We start from the raw sequence: 19,798 nt of genomic DNA on the forward strand, positions 1-19,798 counted from the left end.
GGCCTGCGAGGCGTACCGTTACTGCGCGTCAAAGACAGGGAAACGGCACCTGATGTTCAGCACGATCCCCTGTCAGACGTGACAAACCGGACGCCGGTGGGTAAACAATGGGGCGGCTACGACGGCGACGCTTGACCCTGAACGGGAATCTTTACCGCCGACCGGACGTTGACCGGATGACGACGACAGCGACATACCTGTCCTGTGGGCGACCAAGCCCGGGAGGCACGATTCATGAGTGAGCGAGCTCTTCGCGGCACGCGTCTTGTGGTGACCAGCTACGAGACGGACCGCGGCATCGACCTGGCTCCGCGCCAGGCCGTGGAGTACGCATGCCAGAACGGACATCGCTTCGAGATGCCGTTCTCGGTGGAGGCGGAAATCCCGTCGGAGTGGGAGTGCAAGGTGTGCGGGGCACAGGCACTCCTGGTCGACGGCGACGGGCCGGAGGAGAAGAAGACCAAGCCCGCGCGTACCCATTGGGACATGCTGATGGAGCGGCGTACGCGGGAGGAGCTGGAGGAGGTCCTGGCCGAGCGCCTGGCCGTCCTGCGCTCCGGGGCGATGAACATCGCCGTGCACCCGCGCGACAGCCGCAAGTCCGCCTGACGGGCGGCAGCCGCCCCGCTGGGGCGGTTCACCGGCCTTGAAGGGCTGCGGGCCGGGACACGTGAGCGTACGTGTCCCGGCCCGCAGCCCTTTCGGCATGTCGGGGCCCGGTTGACGTGCAGGAGGCCCGGGCAGCCGCTGCCCGGGCCTCCTGCACACTCTGTTGGTCACCGTCCCGCCCCGGCCGGGCACTCACCGGTCCGTATCACCGGGGAGGCCGGCTCACTTCGTCAGCGGCGGCCTGGGCCCCTCGCCCTCGTCAGGACCGGGCGGCTCGGTGCCGTCCTGGTGGATCACCTCGCCCTGGACGACCTTGCCGTCCGGGCGGTGCATACGCGCCTGCTGGTAGGCCGTGCCGAAGGTGCCGCCACCGGCCCGGTCCAGCCTCCACTGGAAGCCGCGCTCGATCCTGCGGCTGAGCACCGAGCGGACCGGCGGGATCAGGAGGAGCAGGCCGAGGGCGTCGGAGAGCACACCGGGGATCATGATGAGCAGGCCACCGAGCATGAGCAGCCCGTTGCCGTCCCCGCGTCCGCGCTGCTCGGCGGCCGGGTCCTGGCGCTGTTGCAGGGTCTCGCTCAGCGAGCGGAAGGCCCGCCGCCCGGCGCGCTTGACGACCACGGCTCCGAGCACCACCCCGGCCACCAGCAGCAGGAACACCGTGAATCCGCCGGCCGCCCCGCCGATCAGGGTCAGCAGCCAGATCTCCAGCACGATCCACGCGGCGATGCCGAGCGGCACGAAGGTACGGGCCCGGGATCGCCGGGGTCGCTCGGGCCGGGGCGGCGGGCTGCTCGTCGTCATGCTCCCAGTGTGCCTGCCCGCCCCGGCCTCCGAAATCCGGGGGACGATCAAGGACGTGTCCTGGCCGCGGCGGTCAGGGCCGGACCGGGTCCGCGGGCTCGGCCGCCGCGGCGGCTTCCGGCTCCTGGCGGGCGCCGGCCCGCTCGCCGGCCGGCCTGCGGCCGAGGACACGGCCCACGCGCGCCCCCACCCCCCAGGCGGTGACCCGCCACAGCGCCTCGACCACGATGTCCTTGCTCATCTTGCTGTCGCCGCGCTCGCGCTCCACGAAGGTGATGGGCACCTCGACGACCGTGTAGCCGGCCCCCAGCGCGCGCCGGGCCAGGTCGACCTGGAAGCAGTAGCCCTGGGAGGAGACCTCGTCGAGGCCGAGGCCGCGCAGAGTCTCGGCACGGAAGGCGCGGAAGCCCCCCGTGACGTCCCGGATCGGCACGTCGAGCAGCAGCCGGGAGTACGTGGAGCCGCCCCGGGAGAGCAGTTCGCGCGACTTGGGCCAGTTGACGACCCGGCCGCCGGGCATCCAGCGGGAGCCGAGGACGAGGTCGGCGTTCTTGAGGGCGGTCAGCAGCCGGGGCAGTTCCTCGGGCTGGTGCGAGCCGTCGGCGTCCATCTCGGCCAGCACCCCGTAGCCGTGCTCGATGCCCCAGGCGAAACCGGCCAGGTAGGCGGCGCCGAGGCCCTCCTTGCCGGCCCGGTGCAGGACCTTGACCGCGGGGTCGGCCCCGGCGAGTTCGTCGGCGATGCCGCCGGTGCCGTCGGGGCTGTTGTCGTCCGCGATCAGCACGTGGGCCTCGGGCACGGCGGTACGTGTGCGCTCCACGATGGCGCGGACGTTCTCCGCCTCGTTGTACGTCGGGATGATCACCAGGGCCGTGCCCAGCGGCTCGCGCTGCCTGCCCCGGGCCCCCGATGCGGCCGGACCACCGCCTGTGTTCACTGCTGCCCCTCACTCCTGTACGCGGGTGACCACCTTAGTTGCCCACGACCGGGCGGACGGCGGCGGCGCGACACGGCGGGCCGGCCGAGAAGACGGGACAACCACACGAGCGGCGGGCACCATCCGCCCGGCGCCCACGAGAAGCGGGGAGAGTCCCGGGCGGCAGCGGGTGCTGCGGATGAGGGCCCGGCGCCCTTCGGGCCGGCCCGGGACCCGCTGGCTGCGGATCGACCGAGAACCGTTGTCTACTGAGCGGCCGGACCCCACCCGGGTCACACCGTCCCCCACGCCCGTGGCGGGCGGGGAGGGACCCCTGTTCGGCCGGCACGTTCCCGTGTCCGGTGGCGCGGGCGCTGGACCTGGCTGCCTGGGGAGAAGCTCCGGCGCGCTCCTCCCGTGGCCCAGTCGCGCTCAGCGGACGCACGGGACGTCGCCGATCGGTTGTCCAGTGGTGGACCCGGCCGAACCTACCCGCCGACCGCCGCACCCTGTCAACACCCCTGCTCACCGGCCGTCTCCTGAAGGGCACGGAAAAGCAGCAGGTCATGGCCCGGGGGGCGCGGCGGTGGCGGGGCGGCCCTCGCCAGCCGTCCGGCGTAGGCGCCGCAGGCCACATCACTCAACCGGCCGTACTGAACACGGTGCGGCCTGCCACGACCGTGCGCAGGCACTCGGGGAGCGCCCTTCCGGGGGTGAGATCGGGCAGGCCGGGGGTACCGGAACGCGGGTCGGTGGACCAGCGCGCGACCCGGTCGTCGGGGGCCTGGACGATCAGCTCGCCGGTGCGCCACACGGCGTAGTCCGCCGGGGCACCGGGCACCAGGGTGCCGGCGTCGTCACGGCCCATGGCCCGCCAGCCGCCCCGGGTGTGGGCGGTGAACGCCGCGCGTACCGAGACGCGGTGCTCGGGCGTGCGGTGGAAGGCGGCGGCCCGCACGGTGGCCCACGGGTCGAGCGGGGTGACCGGGCTGTCGGAGCCGAAGGCGAGCGGCACCCCGGCCCGCAGGAGGGCGGCGAAGGGGTTGAGGGTCCTGGCCCGCTCCACCCCGAGGCGACGGGCGTACATCCCGTCCTCGCCGCCCCACAGCGCGTCGAAGGCGGGCTGCACGGAGGCGGTGAGCCCGAGGTCGGCGAAGTCCGCGACCGTCTGCGGGGTGAGCATCTCGGCGTGCTCGACGCGGTGCCGCGCCGCTCGTACGCGCGCGATGCCGAGTTTCTCCGCCGCCGCCCGGACGCCGTCGACCACGGCGCTGAGCGCCGCGTCCCCGATGGCGTGGAAGCCCGCCTGGAGCCCGGCCTCGGTGCACGCGGTGACGTGGGTGGCGACGGCGGCGGCGTCGAGACAGGGGGTGCCCCGGTGCCCGCTGCCGGCGTCGGCGTAGGGCGCGTGCAGGCAGGCCGTGTGGGAGCCGAGCGCTCCGTCGGCGAACAGGTCGCCGGCCGCACCGTGGGCTCCCAGGGCCCGCACCCGGGCCGCGTCGGCGGCGCTCGCCACCTCCTCGGCCCAGTAGCCGGTCACCCGCGGTCCCGGCTCGGCGGCCGCCAGCCGCAGCAGTCCGGTGAAGTCCTCCTCGTCGGAGATCTCGGGGCCGCCGCACTCGTGCACCGAGCCGATACCGCGCGAGGCGGCGTGCCGCAGGGCCGCGCGCTGCGCCTCCGCACGCTGGCCCGGGGTGACGGCCCCGTACGCGGCGGAGCGGACGGCGTGGTGGGCGTCGCCGGTGAGCGGGGCCTCGGCGGCGAAGCCGGTGCGGGAGGTGACGCCGGGGACGAGGTCGAGCAGCGCGGAGGTGACCTGTGCGGAGTGCACGTCGATGCGGGACAGGTAGAGCGGCCGCCCGCCCGCGGCGCGGTCGAGTTCGGCCCGGGTGGGCGGCCGTCCGTCCGGCCAGCGCGCCGCGTCCCAGCCGTGGCCGAGCAGCACGCGGTCGCCGGGGCGGCTGCGCGCGTGGGCGGCGACGCGCTCCAGGGCCTCGTCCAGGCTGCCCGCGTCGGACAGGTCGAGACCGGTCAGCGCGAGTCCGGTCCCGGTGGTGTGCACGTGGGCGTCGGTGAAGGCCGGGGTGACCAGGGCCCCTTCGAGGTCGATCACCTCGTCGGCCCCGTCGGCGAAGGCGTCCGCGGCGCCCTCCGAGCCGACCCAGGCGATGTGACCGTGCTCCACCACCATGGCGGTGGCGAAGGGATCGGCCGGGCTGTGCACCTCGCCGCCGCGCAGGAGGACCGTGGGCGGGGGCGGAGGGGATGTCGTGCGGTGGGTCATGCGCACCAGTCTGACGGGTGGGGCGCGGGGGCGGACGCGCGCCCGCCCGCGGGACGATCCCGCCGCCGCAGATCTGCGGCGGGCGCGCCTCAGATCTGCGGCGGGCGCGCCTCGTAGGGCGTCGAGAGGACCACGGTGGTGCGGGTGGAGACCCCGGCCAGCGAGCGGACCCGGGCGAGCAGGTTCTCCAGGTCGAGCGGGCTGTTGACGCGGACCTTCAGTATGTAGTTCTCCTCCCCCGCGACGCTGTGGCACGCCTCGATCTCCGGGACCGGGGCGAGGCGTTCGGCGATGTCGTCGGGGGCGCTCGGGTCGAAGGGTTTCACGGAGATGAACGCGGTCAGCGCGAGCCCCACCGCCTCGGGGTCGACGACGGCGGCGTAGCCGCGGATGACGCCCCGCTGTTCGAGTCGGCGCACCCGCTGGTGCACCGCCGATGTGGACAGGCCCGTGGCCTTGCCCAGGTCGGTGTAGCTCATCCGCCCGTCCTTGACGAGCAGCTGCACGATCTGCCGGTCCAGCTCCTCCATGGCCGAGAACCTACAGGCCAAAGGCGGTGTGGGACAGCGGCTGCGGCTCTTGTCTCGCCCTGCGGCCACCGGGCCGCCCGGTACGCGAGGGAGGGAAGCGCCGAACGGGGGCGTGCGCCCCGGCGCAGGAGGGCGCGAATCTACGCGTGGTGAGTACCCGTCACCAGCGGCTGAGCCGGTCGCACCTCCTCGCCGCGCCAGCTTTTCACCCTTTTAACCGACGGGTGTGATGAACGCCACACCTGTCGGGTCGGGTCCGCACATGTGTGGCGATTACCGCGCGTACCGCGGGGGAAGTGCTTGCTGTGGTCGAGGCCGCAGCGCCTTGTCGGCCCACCCGAGGGGGAGAAACCCATATGCAGAATCCCAAGCGATCCGGTCGTGCCCAGCACGCGCGTCGCCAACTCGCCGAGCCCGTCGCCCCGGAGGGCGTCGATCCGGCCGAGGACGAGTTCGACGCGTACGACACCTTCGAGATGTACCGGGTGGTCTGCCCGCACTGCGACCAGCCCATCGCCCTGCTCGCGGACGAGGACGTCCTGCCCGAGCACGCGCTGTGCGCCTCGCCGTTCAATCCGTTCGGCCTCACCGTGTGCACGGGTACGGGCAGCTCGGCGACGTCCGCCAGGCCCGCCGAGGACGGCGCGCTCCAGGAGCAGGAGACGGCAATGCTGCTGACGCTCCCTCAGGGGCTCGACTGGCGCACGCAGCCCTTCTCGCACGTGGGCGGCCCCGGTTCGCGCCCCCTGAAGGTCACGCGCCCGGCCGCCTACCGCCGCGCGGCCTGACCGGCGCGTCACCCGTCACCGGGCCGGCGCCCGTGCGCTCCGGCGCCTCTCCCGGCTTCAGGGGACCCGCACGCCCCGAGCCCGAGCATCACCGCCGAACCGGTCGCCCGCAGGACGCGATGGCCTGATCCGCCCTCACCTGACGCCGGTCTCGGTCGTCCTCGCGTGGCGCGGGACCACCTCGGCGAGTTCCGGGGTGGCCGCGTCCGGGAGGGCGTGCACCAGGCCGGGCAGGGTCCCGAGGCGGCAGTCGCCCGGGAGGGCGGCCAGGTGCCGGGCGTGCGGGTCCGGCGACGGGGCCGGCCGGTGAGCCGATCACCAGGGCATGGCGTGGCGCCGTCGGCGGCCTGCGCCGCCTGGTTGAGTCCGTCCGGTCAGGGCGTGCGCTGCGGGGCGGTCGGGCGGCCGGCGCGGGTGATCAGCCGCTCCTCGCGACGCCGGAACCCCGCCACGGCGACAAGGGGTGCGTGGCCGTTGAGAGCTCGATACCGGGCGACGCGCCAGGCCGGTTCGGCCTCGCTGCCCTTGGGCTCGAACATGGTCTCCTCCAGGGCCGTCACAGCCGGGGCGATCCCGGGCAGGCCGGCGGAGTGCCGCCGCCCAAGGGCTGGGCGCCGATGCCCAAGGGCTGGGCGCCGATGAAGGTGACCGGCCTCAGCCGTTCCGGGTGGTCGGGCACGAGAAGCCGCGCCGGCCCGCCGCCCATCGACCTGCCGCCCCCGTGCGCCCGGCCGGCCTCCAGGGCGTCGAGGATCTTCACGCGTGCGTCGCGAGGCCGGTGAGCGCGTAGAGGTGCTTCTCGAAGGCCCGGGTCGAACGCCCCGTCTCCCGGTGGGGGTCGTAGCGCACCGCCCGCGTCCATGACGAGCCAGGGTGCGGGCGCGGCCCGGTGCCCCCGCTCCCCGCCCCGGAGCCGGAGGAGACCGGGGCGCAGGTCGATCAGGCGCTCCATGGCTTCCTGGTGTGCGCCGGCCAACCGCCGGGCCGGTGACCGGCCCAGGTGCGGGCGGCGGCCACCCGGTTCCCCCGCGCGGCCACTGAACTGATGCGCGAAAAGCCGCCGCGGTGACCGGGTGCGGGGCCGCGCGTTGGGACGGGCATGAGTTCCGCCCAGGCACCCGCCGGAGGCCGGCGTCGCCTCCGTACCCCCGCGCCCGCCCCGCCGCCTGCCCAGACCCCCGCAGAATCGGTTCCGCAGCAGTCGGCCGACTCGGCCGTGCCCTCCGGGCCGTACTTCTCGCGGCAGGCACCCGCGCCGCCCTGGGCGCGCGGTGAGCGGCCGGGCGGCGATCCCCCCATCTACCGTGCGATGCTCGCGCACTGGGCGGAGCTGGGGCGGAGCCTGCCGGGGCGTCACGATCCCGACTGGGAGGGGCTCACGACGCCGCCCGGCCGGTCCTTCAGCGGCTCTCGGGGCCCAGCAGCTGGCGGCCGATGACCATGCGCTGGATCTGGTTGGTGCCCTCCACGATCTGGAGGACCTTCGCCTCGCGGAGGTAGCGCTCGACGGGGAAGTCGGCGGTGTAGCCGTAGCCCCCGAAGACCTGCACGGCGTCGGTGGTGACCTTCATCGCGTTGTCGGTGCACAGCAGTTTCGCCATGGCCGCCTGCCGGGAGAAGGGCAGTCCCGCGTCCTTGCGGCGGGCCGCGGACAGGTAGAGCGCACGGCCGGCCTCGACGGCGGTGGCCATGTCGGCGAGCAGGAAGCGCAGCCCCTGGAAGTCGCCGATGGGCCGTCCGAACTGGCGGCGTTCGGCGACGTACGCGAGGGAGGCGTCGAGGGCGGCCTGGGCGAGGCCGACGGCGCAGGCCGCGATGCCCAGCCGGCCGGAGTCGAGGGCGGCCAGAGCGATGGCGAAGCCCTGCCCCTCCTCCCCGATCCGGCGTTCCTCGCCGATCCGGACGCCGTCGAAGTGCACCTGTGCGGTGGGCGAGCCCTTGAGGCCCATCTTGCGCTCCGGGGCGGCGGCGCTGAGCCCGTCCGCCTCCCCGGGGACGAGATAGGCGGTGACGCCCTTGGCTCCGGGGCCGCCGCTTCGGGCGAGGACGGTGTAGAAGTCGGCGATGCCCCCGTGCGTGATCCATGCCTTGGTTCCGGTCAACCGCCAGTGACCGCCCTCCCGTTCGGCCTTGGTGTGCAGGGAGGCGGCGTCCGAGCCCGAGGCCGGTTCGGACAGGCAGTACGCACCCAGGAGTCCGCCGCCGAGCATGGCCGGCAGATGGGCGGCCCGCTGTTCCCCGGTGCCGTAGGCGGCCAGGGCGTGGCAGGCCAGGGAGTGGACGCTGACGCCGAGGCCGACCGTGAGGCGGGCGGCGGCGAGTTCTTCGAGGACCTGGAGGTACACCTCGTACGGCTGGTCCCCACCGCCGTACTCGGCGGCGTAGGGCAGTCCGAGCAGTCCCGACTCGGAGAGCAGGGCGAACAGTTCCCGGGGGAAGGTCCCGTTCTCCTCCTGCTCGGCGGCGCGCGGGGCGATCTCCCGCCGGGCGATGTCCCGGACCAGGGACAACAGTTCCCCGGCTTCCTCCGAGGGCAGTTGACGTTCCACCGGCTGCGGGGCGTGGTCGGTCATGGCGACGCTCTCCTCCCTTGTCGGGCGCTGCGGCGGGCGCGCGCTCAGGGTGGGGCGACGCCGCCGGTCTCGATGCCCAGCCGATGCTGCCTTCCCGGATCGCGGGCGACACGTCCCCACGCCGGATCGGCGTATCGGAGGTGCGGCTGACCAGCGGCTGTGGCGGCACGAGTATGCCCGATCGAGTGGTCCGCGTCACGGGTGTGCGAACGGGGTGATCACCAGCTCACACTTGCCCGCCTGGCCTTGACGGGGAGGGGGCGGGGCCCTGGTCCCCTCGGTGCGGGACAGCGGGCCGCGCGAGCCGGAGCGGGACTCGGCGCACGCCGACCGCCGCGAGCGCACGGTGCCGCGCGGGGCTCGGGTGCGCCGGGAAGTACGGGCGAGTCCATCCGGCGGTTGTGGTGCGGGCGCGCGTTCCGCGGTGCTGCCCCTCTCCGCATGCGCAGTGACCGGCACCGGTCCTGGTCAGCGCAGCGCCTTCGTGAAGACAGCGCGGTGTTTGGCCGTGTGGTCGTGTTCACGCCGGGACCAGTCGATCCTGGCGAGGATCTGCTCACGGCCGGCCACGCGCGGCTCTGGACTGCTGAGCTGCTGTTGCCACCAGAGCGCGTTGCGGTTCTGTCTGTCCAGGACGGCCTCGACAAGGTTGCCGCGCTCGGAGTTCTCCAACCCGTAGGCACGGGCGAGGATGCGTACGTGGTCTGCCTGCGCGCGAGGAGGTGGCGCTTGCGCACCGGAGGAGACGCACCAGGTCCAGGCCATGTATCCAAGATCTTCCAGGGGATCGCCGGGGGCGGCGGTGTCGAAGTCGATGAAGGCCGCGGGGCGTCCCTGCTGGAAGACGACGTTGTTCGGCCCGGGATCGTGATGGCAGACGACCGGAGAGGCCCCGGTGAGGCGACTGCTACGCGTGGCCTCATGGAACGAGCGCAGAAGAGCACCGGCGTCCGCGACCTGATCGTCGTTCCACTGCTGGAATCTGGCGGGCACCCAGCCGGGTACGTAGGTGAACGTGTCGCGGCCCGCGCTGTCGAGTCCGAGGTACCTCGGCGCGCCGGTGAACCCGCGTTTCTGCAGGTGCTGCAGCAATTCGGCGACGAAGGGTGCGCCGGCCGCGACCGGTCGGCGCACGGTGTCCCCCACGCGTACCACCCCCGGGGTGATCCGGCCCCCGGACAGGGGGACCTCGCCCTCCATCTCGTTCATGGCACCAGCCTCCCTCCCCCGGACCGTTCCGGGTCGCGTTCACCGGAGCGTCGGCAGGATCTGCAAGCCGGTGCGCGCATACCCAAGGGATCTTCCCGGACGCTCCCCGGACCACGTCCGGCCGCAGCACGGGCCCCTCCCGGGAGCGTTCCGGAGGGGCCCGTGCTGTGCTCAGCGGATGCCCACCGCGGCAAGTGCGCGTCGCTGAGCGGGGGATACGTGCGCCGGGAAGTACAGGTAGCAGACGCCGCCGGTGCCGGAGAGGATCTTGCCGTCGGCTCCCTTGCGCTTGGTCCTGAGCCAGATCGTCTCCCATTCGGAGCGCCGGTAGACGCGGCGGACCGCCTCATCGCTCGGGGAGGCCGGGTCGTTGGCGACGACGTCGCCCTCGGCGGTGAAGCCGATGACGGTCATGAGGTGGCCCGAGGTGCCGTAACCGGCGCCGGTCAGTTCCTCCTTGAGGAAGGACTGGGAGGTGATGACCGGGATGCCGGCACGCACCAGCGTCTCCAGGTCGGTGAGCGAGCCCAGCCGGGTCACGACGCCCTGGAGGTCCGGGTACGTCGCCGCGTAGGCCGCGTTGAAGGGCCAGTTGCCGCAGCCGTCGTACTGGTAGTCGAAGGTGTGGCGGGCCGCGTGGCACACCTGGGGGTCGACGGTGCCCGGGGCGACCCAGGCGAGTTGCCCGGCGGTGGGCTTGCGGCCCCAGTACTCGATGATCATCTGCGAGGAGGTGGGGCTGCACCACGCCTCTCCGCCGTTGTCGTACTCGGGGTACTGGCCGGCGTGGATCTCCTGCGAGTAGCGCGGGACGGCCAGTTCGTGCACGAGCCCGGGCGTGGAGGCGGGCACCGTGTAGCGGTCGGGGATGTCGGAGCCCATCGCGCCCACCCGCCACACTGTGGGCGTGGCGCGGCTGCCGGGCCTGCGGTACAGGCTCAGCCGCAGCCGGTAGGAGACGAGCCGCAGGCCGGAGGCGGCGTCGTCGATCGAGAAGGTGTCGGTCCAGACGCTGCTGCGGCCGTCGCTCTGGTCGTCGACGGAGGTGCGCCGGATGTCGTGCTGCGCGTCGTCCCCCGAGGTCCAGCGGCCCATGACGTACCACGGGGTGTCGGTGCCGTCCGAGTAGGTGCCCGACAGTTCGACCTGGACCCAGGTGCCGGTGGGGGTGTCGGCGTTCCAGGAGGCGATGACCTCGGTGGCCGGGACGCTCAGCCGGTGGCGGGGCCCTGTCCAGCGGGCGTACTCGTAGCGCGTGGTGGTCTTCAGGTGCGGGTCGTCGTAGTCGGTGCGGCCGCTCGCCTGGCCGATCGCGATGCCGGGGCGGCGCCCCGCGAGGACGCGGACGCCGTCGGCCGCGCCGGAGCGCCAGTCGGCCGCACTCGTCCAGGCGCGGTTGTCCACCGGCCGGGTGGGGGCCTGGGCGCCGTGGGAGGGGGCGGCGGCCAGGGCGGGCGAGGCGATGCCGGCGGCGGCGACGGCCACGGCGGCGGTGAGGACGGTGCGGCGGGAGGTGGAGGCGGTCATGGGCGGGGTCCCCCAGTCTGGGTGAGTCCGGAGCGCGGCGGGACGGGCACCGGAACAGCGGTACGAGGGGTGCGGCAGGTGCACGTCAGCGCCCACTATCGCCCTCGTGCGGGCCCGCTGCCAGCCTTTCCGGGCTCGCCCCGGTCACCAATATTGGCCTGTACCTCTGGGAACGGGGAGGGGCCGCGCCGTGGGCGGGGCGGTGACGGGGCCGATGGAGTGGGGCGCGCCCCGCCTCACAGGCCCGTACCGGGGGGCGTCGTCCCCCCGGCCCCGTGCGGGCGGCACGCCGGTGAACCGTACGCTGGGCCGGTGAAACCCCCGCTCTCCGCCGCCGTCTCCGCCCCGTCCCCCGAGGATCTCGCCGGGATGCTGCGCGGCCTCGCGCCGTCCTGCGGGCCGGTCCGGCTGATCGGTGTGGACGGGCACGCCGGTTCCGGCAAGTCCACCTTCGCGCGCCGGCTCGCGCGGGCGCTCGGCGGGGCACCGGTGCTGCACCTGGACGACCTCGCCTCCCACGAGGCCCCCTTCGACTGGACGAAGCGGCTGGACACGCAGGTGCTGGAGCCCTTCGCGCACGGGGCGGCGGCCTCGTACACGCCGTACGACTGGGTGGAGCGCCGCTTCGGCGCGCCGCGCTCGCTCGCAGCGGCCCGCCACGTCCTCGTCGAGGGCGTGGGCGCGGGCCGGCGGGCCCTGCGGCCGCGGCTGGCGTACCTGTGGTGGATGGATCTGGCCAGGGAGCGGTCCTGGGCCCGGGGGCGCGCACGCGACGGTCCGGAGCTGGCGGGCTTCTGGGACGGCTGGGTCCAGGACGAGCGGCGGCACTTCGCCGATGATCCCTCCCGCCCTTTCGCGGACGCGTGGGTGCGGGAGCGCGGCGAGGGGTACGAGGTACACAAGAGGGACGAGCCGGACACCTCGACGACTACACCGTGACGCACCGTGATGGCCCGTCAGCAGGGCGCGGAACAGCCGAAAGCCGCCCCTCGAAGTTCCACAACTCGTCTTGACCGGGGGGCCGTACAGGTCTTACGTTCACCATGTGCGGCCAGGCGGGCCGCACTCCAGACGCGAGGCCCCCGGTTGTTCCCCCGTGACCGGGGGCTTCGTTCTGTCCACTGTGCGGCTTTCGTCTCGCTTGACGCACTCGTGCACTCACCCTCGGTCACCGGGCGCCGTGCCCCCCGTGTGCGCCCCAGTGCTTCACCCGTGCCCCCACAACCGCTCTGCGGCACTCTTCGGTCCGGCCCTCCCTCGCAGGTACGATGCCTTGCGGTGCGGTCCCGCTTGGGCGGGCGGCCCGCGTGTGGGGGGCAACATCCGTGCGTGGCACGGCGGTTCCACGCACAGTACGGCGAGGGACGAAGGCCGGCCGGCGCGGCCCGGCGGCACACCACGGGGGCACCGTTTGTGGGGGACGTGATGGACTTCGGCACGCACGGCGCACCGGGCCCGGCCGACCTCGCCTGGCTCCGGGGGGTGGACGCCTACACGATGGGCGCGTACCCCCAGGCCGAGGAGGAGTTCAGGTCGGCGGTGCGGATGGACCCGGGCATGGCGGACGCCTGGCTCGGGCTGCACGCGCTGCGCATCGACACTCCGACCGCGCTGTTGCGGATGTTCCGCCACCGCGACCGGTTCGGGGAGCAGCGCGCACGGCACCACAGGTCACTCAACTCCTGGTACTGGCTGGGCTGGTGGGTCCAGCCGGTGCTGGAGAGCGCGCGCGATCTGCTGCTCGCGCACGCCTCGCACTGGCTGGACGGGCGCCATGTCCCGGAACTGGACGGGGCCCTGGCGGGTCTCGCGCCCGTGGAGACGGACCGTCAGGTGCGGTTCCTGCACGCCTGCCGCGCCTATCTGGTCAAGGACTGGGACCAGTTGGTGCGGCACACCGATCCGCTGATCGACGACCCGCTGCTCGGCATCGAGGCGGGGCTGTTCGGCGGGATGGCCCGGGTGCGCCTGGAGATGTACGGACAGGCGGAGCCGCTGCTGTCGGCGGCTCTCATGCGCTGCCGCAGCGAGCAGCCCCAGCGCAAGGAGCTGCGTTACTGGCTGGCCCGCGCGCACGAGGGCAACGGGCGCAGCGCGGCGGCGCTTCCGCTGTACCGCGCGGTGCACCGGGTGGACGCGGGCTTCATGGACACCGCGGCCCGGCTGGCCGCGATCTCCGAGGGCGACGGATACCAGGACCTGGGTGAGGCGGTCGACCTCGCGGCGATCGCGCTGGGCGGCGGCGTCGGCCAGGACACCGCCGCCGGACCCGAGCCCGATCCGGTGTTCGGCGGGGACGGGAGCGGCGGGGAGGGCCTGCGCCCCGGGCCGGAGAGCGGCCCGCCGGTGCCCGGGCAGGACCTCGGCGACGTACGGGAGAAGGCGGTGGTGCCCGCGCAGCCGGGGCCGCAGCGGATACCCTCGGGCCCGGCGGACCCGGCGCTGCTCCAGGAGGCGCTCGCCGAGCTGGAGCGCATGGTGGGCCTGGAGCCGGTGAAGCGTCAGGTGCGGGCGCTGTCGGCGCAGTTGAAGATGGCGCGGCTGCGCACCGAGCAGGGCCTGCCGGTGCAGCCGCCGAAGCGCCACTTCATCTTCTCGGGGCCCTCGGGGACGGGGAAGACGACGGTCGCGCGCATCCTGGGCCGGGTCTTCTACGCCCTTGGGCTGCTCGGCGGGGACCACCTCGTGGAGGCCCAGCGCGCCGATCTGGTCGGCGAGTACCTGGGGCAGACGGCGGTCAAGGCGAACGAGCTGATCGACTCGGCACTGGGCGGTGTCCTGTTCGTGGACGAGGCGTACAGCCTGTCCAACTCCGGTTACGGCAAGGGCGACGCGTACGGCGACGAGGCGCTGCAGGTGCTGCTGAAACGGGCCGAGGACAACCGGGGGCACCTCGTGGTCATCCTCGCGGGCTATCCCGAGGGCATGGACCGTCTGCTCGCCGCGAACCCGGGGCTCGGCTCGCGGTTCACGAGCCGCGTCGACTTCCCCTCGTACCGTCCCGCGGAGCTGACCGCCATCGGCGAGGTGCTGGCGGCGGACAACGGCGACTGCTGGGACGAGGAGGCGCTGGAGGAGCTGCGCTCGATCGCGGAGCACGTGGTCGAGGAGGACTGGATCGACGAGCTGGGCAACGGCAGGTTCCTGCGCACGCTCTACGAGAAGAGCTGCGCCTACCGGGACCTGCGGCTCATGACGTGTCCGACGGCGCCGACCCGCGAGGATCTGTCCACGCTGCGGCTCGCCGACCTCATGCAGGCGTACGGCGAGGTGCTCTCGGGCCGGGGCGGGCTGCCGCCCGCGTCGTGAAGGGCGGACGGCGTCCGGCCCCGGCACCCGGCCCCCGCGCGGGGGCCGGGTGCCGGGGCCGGTTCGCCGGGCTCAGCCCGCCAGCGCCTGTTCCTGCGAGCCGGTACGGCCGCCCGCCGGGGACTCGGAGAGGATCACGACGGGGGCCGGGACCGGGTCCTCCGCGCGGTGGGCGGGGTCGTTGACCTCGCCGACCAGGAGTTCCAGCACGTCCTCCAGGGTCACGAGGCCGAGCACCCGCCCGGAGGCGTCGGCGACCTGCGCGAGGTGGGTCGCCGCACGCCGCATGACGGTCAGCGCGTCGTCGAGCGGCAGCTCGGCCCGCAGGGTCGTCATCCGGCGCCACAGGTGCTGCGGCACCGCCCGGTCGGCCTCCTCCAGGTCCAGGACGTCCTTGACGTGCAGGTAGCCCATGAACGCCCCGCCCGCGCCCTGCACGGGAAAGCGGCTGTAGCCGGTCTCCACGGTCAGTTCCTCGATGCGGCGCGGGGTGACGGCCGGGTCGACGGTGACGAGCAGGGAGCGGTCGAGCAGGACGTCGGTGACCGGGCGGGAGCCGAGTTCCAGAGCGTCCTCCAGCCGTTCCTGGGCCTCCGCGTCGAGGAGTCCGGCCTGTCCGGCGTCCTCGACGAGGTGGCTGAGCTGGTCGCTCGTGTAGACGGCCTCCACCTCGTCCTTCGGCTCGACCCGGAACAGCTTCAGCACGAGCCGCGCGCAGGCGCCCAGCAGGGAGGTCACCGGGCGGCACAGCCGCGCGAAGGCCACCAGGCCGGGGCTGAACCACAGGGCGGTCTTCTCCGGGGCGGCCATCGCGAGGTTCTTCGGGACCATCTCGCCGATCACGAGGTGGCAGAAGACCACGAGGGCCAGGGCGATGACGTAACCGAGCGGGTGCACGGCGCTCTGCGGCATCCGGATCGCCGTGAACACCGGTTCCAGCAGGTGCGCGATGGTCGGTTCGGCGACGGCGCCGAGGGTCAGCGAGCACACGGTGATGCCGAACTGGGCCGCCGCCATCATGCGCGGCAGGTGTTCGAGTCCGTACAGGACGCGGCGGGCGCGCGCCGACTCGGCGGCGAGCGGTTCGATCTGGCTGCGCCGCACGGAGACGAGGGCGAACTCGGCGCCGACGAAGAAACCGTTGACGAGGATCAGGACGACGGCGAGCAGGAGTTGGAGGACGCTCATCGTGCGGCCTCCAGGACCGGGGCGGCGGCGCCGCGCACGGCGGCCCCGTCGAGCCGGACGAGCCGGACCCGTTCGGCCCGGTAGTGGCCCACCTGACGCACGTCGAGCCGCCAGCCGGGCAGCTCCGCGCGGTCCCCGGGGGCCGGGATGCGGCCCAGCAGGTCCGCGACGAGGCCGGCGACGGTCTCGTAGGGCCCTTCGGGGACGTCGAGGCCGATGCGCAGCAGCAGGTCCACGCGCAGGCTCCCGTCGGCCTCCCAGGCGGGGCGGCCCTCGTCGGCGGGTGCGGGCAGGAGGTCGGGGACGTCCTGCCCGTCGTGCTCGTCGCGGACCTCGCCGACGACCTCCTCGACGATGTCCTCGATGGTGACGACGCCCGCGGTGCCGCCGTACTCGTCGATGACGACGCCCATGGGCTGCTGGCTGCGCAGCAGCGCGAGCAGGCGGCGCACCGGCATCGTCTCGGGCACCAGCAGGGGGGTGCGGGCGATGCGGCTCACCGGGGTGCGCAGCCGCTCGTGCGGGGGCACGGCGAGCGCGTCCTTGAGGTGGACGGTCCCGGTGATCTCGTCGATGCGTTCGCGGTAGACGGGGAAGCGGGAGAGCCCGGTGGCGCGCGTGAGGTTCACGACGTCCTCGGCGGTGGCCGTGGTCTGGAGACTGCTGACCTTCACGCGCGGGGTCATGACGTGCTGGGCGGTCAGTTCGCCGAGCGAGAGGGTGCGCACGAAGAGGTCGGCCGTGTCCTGTTCCAGGGCGCCGGCCCGGGCGGAGTGCCGGGCGAGGGAGACCAGTTCGCCCGGGGTGCGGGCGGAGGCCATCTCGTCGGCGGGCTCGACGCCCAGGGAGCGCACGAGGCGGTTGGCGACCGTGTTGAGCAGGGAGATCACCGGGCGCAGCACGCGGGCGAAGGCGTACTGGGGCCCCGCGACGAAGCGCGCGACCTGGAGTGGCCGGGCGACCGCCCAGTTCTTCGGGACGAGTTCGCCGATCACCATCTGCACGGCCGAGGCCAGCAGCATGCCGAGGACGACGCAGACGCCGGGCGCGGCGGCCTCGGGCACGCCGATCGCGGTGAACGGGCCCTCCAGCAGTCCGGCGAGCGCCGGTTCGGCGAGCATGCCGACGACGAGCGAGGTGATGGTGATGCCGAGCTGGGTGCCGGAGAGCTGGAAGGAGAGCTCCCTGAGCGACCGGGCGACGGTGGCGGCGCGGCGGTCGCCCTCGGCGGCGGCGCGCTCGGCCTCCGGCCGCTCCACGGTGACCAGGCCGAATTCGGCGGCCACGAAGAAGCCGTTGGCGAGGATGAGCAGGAATGCCGCCCCGAGGAGCAGCAGAGAGGTGGTCATACCGCCGCCTCCGTGCTGGGTCGGGGGGCGGCGCAGGTACTACCGGACGATCCGTCCATTGCCGGAGGGTTTCACTCCTCGGTTCGAAGGGACCCCCGCGGGCCGGGCGGCCGGGCGGGGGCGGCGACACTCGGCGTGTGTCGCGCTACCAGATTAATCACGAAAGGGGGCGGAGTGTCAGGGGCGACGGCCCCGAGTCCTCCCCGAACGGGTCTCGGGGATGTCCCCGATCACTTCCCCTACGGGGCCGGCCGGGGTCCTCCGCTTCCGTTCCGTCCTGTTCAGTCCTGTACGGCGGTGCCTCCGGCCCCGCGTGCCTCGACGAGGTCGCGCAGGGCGCGGGCGTCCACGAGGGCCTGTTTGCGGGCCAGTCCGGGCTGGATGCCGAGCGCGGGCAGGCTCGTGCCGTCGCTCAGGTTGAGGAAGACCCAGGGGTCGCCGGGGCGCAGGGTGACCTGGAGGACCTGCGCCCATTCGAGGGAGCGCCGTGTGGTGAGGTTCACGACGGTGATCCCGCTCTCGGTCGCGACCACTTTGGGCCGGGCCAGCAGGAACAGCACCCCGGCCAGCAGCGCGGCGGTCACCACGAAGCTGGCGCGTTCACCGCCGTGGAGCTGTTCGAGCAGCAGCGCGACGGCCGTGATGACGACGAACAGCGCCACCCCCGAGGCCAGCAGGATCACCCGGGACAGGGTGGGCCGGAAAGTCACGGGAAGGGCGGGCTGCCGGGCGGGGGCGGGCGTGGTCATGGGCGGGTCTTCCGGTGGGCGGCGGGTCAGAGCCGGCAGGCGTGGATGGCCGTGGTGAGGATGGCGCGGGCACCGAGGGCGTAGAGGTCGTCCATGATCCGCTGGGCCTCCTTGGCGGGGACCATGGCGCGGACGGCGACCCAGCCCTCGTGGTGCAGGGGCGAGACGGTCGGGGACTCCAGGCCGGGCGTGAGGGCGACGGCCTCCTCCAGGTGCTCGACCCGGCAGTCGTAGTCCATCATCACGTAGGAGCGGGCCACCAGGACGCCCTGGAGCCGCCGCAGGAAGCGCTGGACCCGCTCGTCGTCGGTGGCGGCGCCGGTGCGGCGGATCACGACGGCCTCGGAGGTGAGGATCGGCTCGCCGACCACCTCCAGGCCCGCGTTGCGCAGCGAGGTGCCGGTCTCGACGACGTCGGCGATCACCTGGGCGACGCCCAGTTCGATCGCGGTCTCCACGGCTCCGTCGAGGTGCACGACGGAGGCGTCGACCCCGGCGTCGGCCAGGTGCTTGGCGACGATCCCCTCGTACGAGGTGGCGACCGTGAGGCCGTCGAAGCCCTGGGGGGCGCGGGCGTCCGTCACCGTGCCGGGGCGGGTCGCGTAGCGGAAGGTGGAGCGGGCGAAACCGAGCGGCAGGATCTCCTCGGCGTCGGCGCCGGAGTCCAGCAGCAGGTCGCGGCCGGTGATGCCGATGTCGAGCTTTCCGGAGGACACGTAGATCGCGATGTCGCGAGGGCGGAGGTAGAAGAACTCGACCTCGTTCTCCGGGTCGACCAGGACCAGTTCCTTGGACTCCTTGCGCTGCTGGTAACCGGCCTCATGGAGCATCGCCGACGCAGGTCCGGAGAGGGAACCCTTGTTGGGCACGGCGATGCGCAGCATGGCGGGGAGGTCCTTTGCGAAAGGGGATACGGGGGGATTACGGGGTGTTGCCCGGAGGGTGCGTGCGGGGCGCGAGGACGGCCGGGCGGCCCGCGAGCGGGTCACGGCGTGTGCGCCCGGATCACGGACGCACGCGCATGCGGCCTGTCACAGATGCGCGTACACGTCGTCGAGGCTGATGCCGGTGGCGACCATCATCACCTGTACGTGGTACAGGAGTTGGGAGATCTCCTCGGCGGCGGCCGCCTTGCCCTCGTGCTCGGCGGCCATCCAGACCTCGGCGGCCTCCTCGACGACCTTCTTGCCGATGGCATGGACGCCCTTGTCGACCAGCTCGGCGGTGCGGGAGGTGGCGGGGTCGCCGGAGGCGGCCTTCTGCTGGAGCTCGGTGAACAGCTCCTCGAACGTCTTCTTGGACATGGTGTTCTTCACCTTACGCGGCCGGGCGGGCCCGGCGCGAAGCCGGGTCCGCCGCCGCTCACGATGCGGACAGGGTGCGGACGGGCGGCGGCCGGCGCGCCCGCCCGGCACCCGCCGCTCAGCGCTCAGCGCTCAGCGCCAGGGTTCGACGACGCCGCGCAGCACGGTGGCGGTCGCGACGGCGGCGGTGACCGCCTCGTGGCCCTTGTCCTCGTGCGAGCCGGGCAGCCCGGCCCGGTCGAGGGCCTGCTCCTCGTCGTCCACCGTGAGCACGCCGAAGCCGACCGGGACGCCGGTCTCGACGGCGACCTGGGTGAGGCCCTGCGTGACCCCCTGACACACGTAGTCGAAGTGCGGGGTGCCGCCCCGCACGACGACGCCGAGGGCGACCACGGCGTCGTAGCCGCGCGCGGCCATCGCCTTGGCGGCCACGGGCAGTTCGAAGCTGCCGGGGACCCGCAGCAGGGTGGGCTCGCTGATGCCCAGCTCGTCGAGGGCGCGCAGGGCGCCGTCGGTGAGGCCCGTCATGATCTTCTCGTGCCACTGGGCGGCGATCACGGCGACCCGGAGGTCCCCGCAGTTCTTGACGTTCAGCTCGGGTGCGCCTTTTCCGCTCACGCGCTGCTCCTCGGTGTGTGGGTGTCGGGATGGAAGGGGTG

The 19,798-nt window shown here is 73.6% G+C and carries 19 protein-coding genes; 4 read left to right on the forward strand and 15 right to left on the reverse strand.

Annotated features, from left to right (window positions below):
* The first annotated feature begins 234 nt into the window (after positions 1 to 234).
* Positions 235 to 609: an RNA polymerase-binding protein RbpA gene (locus AB0J21_RS23140; protein ID WP_363147982.1), complete on the forward strand. Its 375-nt coding sequence runs from the start codon at positions 235 to 237 to the stop codon at positions 607 to 609.
* 222 nt (positions 610 to 831) lie between these two features.
* Here the strand turns inward: AB0J21_RS23140 and fxsA are convergent, their stop codons facing one another.
* The 4 genes from fxsA to AB0J21_RS23160 all read right to left on the reverse strand — a co-directional run bounded on the left by fxsA (position 832) and on the right by AB0J21_RS23160 (position 5,143).
* Complete coding sequence (gene fxsA / locus AB0J21_RS23145; RefSeq protein ID WP_363147983.1) at positions 832 to 1,413, reverse strand: FxsA family membrane protein; 582 nt, start codon at positions 1,411 to 1,413, stop codon at positions 832 to 834.
* 73 nt (positions 1,414 to 1,486) lie between these two features.
* On the reverse strand, positions 1,487 to 2,350 hold the full coding sequence (locus AB0J21_RS23150) for a polyprenol monophosphomannose synthase (protein ID WP_363147984.1): 864 nt from the start codon (positions 2,348 to 2,350) through the stop codon (positions 1,487 to 1,489).
* A 619-nt stretch (positions 2,351 to 2,969) separates the two neighbouring features.
* Positions 2,970 to 4,613: an amidohydrolase gene (locus AB0J21_RS23155; RefSeq protein ID WP_363147985.1), complete on the reverse strand. Its 1,644-nt coding sequence runs from the start codon at positions 4,611 to 4,613 to the stop codon at positions 2,970 to 2,972.
* A gap of 89 nt (positions 4,614 to 4,702) precedes the next feature.
* Positions 4,703 to 5,143: an Lrp/AsnC family transcriptional regulator gene (locus AB0J21_RS23160; protein ID WP_363147986.1), complete on the reverse strand. Its 441-nt coding sequence runs from the start codon at positions 5,141 to 5,143 to the stop codon at positions 4,703 to 4,705.
* Positions 5,144 to 5,499: 356 nt separating this feature from the next.
* On the opposite strand from AB0J21_RS23160, the gene AB0J21_RS23165 reads away from it, so the two are divergent.
* The gene (locus tag AB0J21_RS23165; protein WP_363147987.1) at positions 5,500 to 5,931 is read left to right on the forward strand and encodes a hypothetical protein; all 432 of its coding nucleotides are present in this window, start codon (positions 5,500 to 5,502) and stop codon (positions 5,929 to 5,931) included.
* A 374-nt stretch (positions 5,932 to 6,305) separates the two neighbouring features.
* Here AB0J21_RS23165 and AB0J21_RS23170 read toward each other — a convergent pair whose 3' ends face one another.
* The 5 genes from AB0J21_RS23170 to AB0J21_RS23190 all read right to left on the reverse strand — a co-directional run bounded on the left by AB0J21_RS23170 (position 6,306) and on the right by AB0J21_RS23190 (position 11,240).
* A complete protein-coding gene (locus AB0J21_RS23170) occupies positions 6,306 to 6,470 on the reverse strand; it encodes a hypothetical protein (protein WP_363147988.1) in 165 nt (54 codons plus the stop codon).
* A 17-nt stretch (positions 6,471 to 6,487) separates the two neighbouring features.
* Positions 6,488 to 6,691 (reverse strand): hypothetical protein, encoded by a 204-nt coding sequence (locus tag AB0J21_RS23175; RefSeq protein WP_363147989.1) that lies wholly within the window; start codon positions 6,689 to 6,691, stop codon positions 6,488 to 6,490.
* A 640-nt stretch (positions 6,692 to 7,331) separates the two neighbouring features.
* Entirely contained in the window at positions 7,332 to 8,504 is a 1,173-nt protein-coding gene (locus AB0J21_RS23180; RefSeq protein ID WP_363147990.1) for an acyl-CoA dehydrogenase family protein, read from the reverse strand.
* A gap of 468 nt (positions 8,505 to 8,972) precedes the next feature.
* Positions 8,973 to 9,713 carry an aminoglycoside phosphotransferase family protein gene (locus AB0J21_RS23185; RefSeq protein WP_363147991.1) on the reverse strand — a complete coding sequence of 247 codons (741 nt, stop codon included), beginning with the start codon at positions 9,711 to 9,713 and terminating at the stop codon, positions 8,973 to 8,975.
* A gap of 171 nt (positions 9,714 to 9,884) precedes the next feature.
* Entirely contained in the window at positions 9,885 to 11,240 is a 1,356-nt protein-coding gene (locus tag AB0J21_RS23190; RefSeq protein WP_363147992.1) for a peptidase C39 family protein, read from the reverse strand.
* A gap of 369 nt (positions 11,241 to 11,609) precedes the next feature.
* On the opposite strand from AB0J21_RS23190, the gene AB0J21_RS23195 reads away from it, so the two are divergent.
* The gene (locus AB0J21_RS23195; protein ID WP_363148182.1) at positions 11,610 to 12,179 is read left to right on the forward strand and encodes a hypothetical protein; all 570 of its coding nucleotides are present in this window, start codon (positions 11,610 to 11,612) and stop codon (positions 12,177 to 12,179) included.
* Between the two features lie 486 nt (positions 12,180 to 12,665).
* Positions 12,666 to 14,549: an AAA family ATPase gene (locus AB0J21_RS23200; RefSeq protein WP_363147993.1), complete on the forward strand. Its 1,884-nt coding sequence runs from the start codon at positions 12,666 to 12,668 to the stop codon at positions 14,547 to 14,549.
* Positions 14,550 to 14,621: 72 nt separating this feature from the next.
* On the opposite strand, the gene AB0J21_RS23205 is transcribed toward AB0J21_RS23200, so the two are convergent.
* From AB0J21_RS23205 to ribH, 6 genes are all read right to left on the reverse strand, one after another.
* Complete coding sequence (locus AB0J21_RS23205) at positions 14,622 to 15,737, reverse strand: hemolysin family protein (protein WP_363147994.1); 1,116 nt, start codon at positions 15,735 to 15,737, stop codon at positions 14,622 to 14,624.
* Positions 15,734 to 17,086 (reverse strand): hemolysin family protein, encoded by a 1,353-nt coding sequence (locus AB0J21_RS23210; protein WP_363147995.1) that lies wholly within the window; start codon positions 17,084 to 17,086, stop codon positions 15,734 to 15,736. Before AB0J21_RS23210 ends, AB0J21_RS23205 begins: the two co-directional genes overlap by 4 nt.
* A gap of 281 nt (positions 17,087 to 17,367) precedes the next feature.
* On the reverse strand, positions 17,368 to 17,835 hold the full coding sequence (locus AB0J21_RS23215; RefSeq protein ID WP_363147996.1) for a PH domain-containing protein: 468 nt from the start codon (positions 17,833 to 17,835) through the stop codon (positions 17,368 to 17,370).
* A 26-nt stretch (positions 17,836 to 17,861) separates the two neighbouring features.
* A complete protein-coding gene (gene hisG / locus AB0J21_RS23220; protein WP_363147997.1) occupies positions 17,862 to 18,719 on the reverse strand; it encodes an ATP phosphoribosyltransferase in 858 nt (285 codons plus the stop codon).
* 147 nt (positions 18,720 to 18,866) lie between these two features.
* Positions 18,867 to 19,139: a phosphoribosyl-ATP diphosphatase gene (locus AB0J21_RS23225; RefSeq protein ID WP_363147998.1), complete on the reverse strand. Its 273-nt coding sequence runs from the start codon at positions 19,137 to 19,139 to the stop codon at positions 18,867 to 18,869.
* Positions 19,140 to 19,271: 132 nt separating this feature from the next.
* Positions 19,272 to 19,757: a 6,7-dimethyl-8-ribityllumazine synthase gene (gene ribH, locus AB0J21_RS23230; protein ID WP_363147999.1), complete on the reverse strand. Its 486-nt coding sequence runs from the start codon at positions 19,755 to 19,757 to the stop codon at positions 19,272 to 19,274.
* Between the last annotated feature and the right edge of the window lie 41 nt (positions 19,758 to 19,798).

Origin of the sequence: Streptomyces sp. NPDC049954 (genome assembly GCF_040656295.1) — a bacterium.
Taxonomy (GTDB): domain Bacteria; phylum Actinomycetota; class Actinomycetes; order Streptomycetales; family Streptomycetaceae; genus Streptomyces.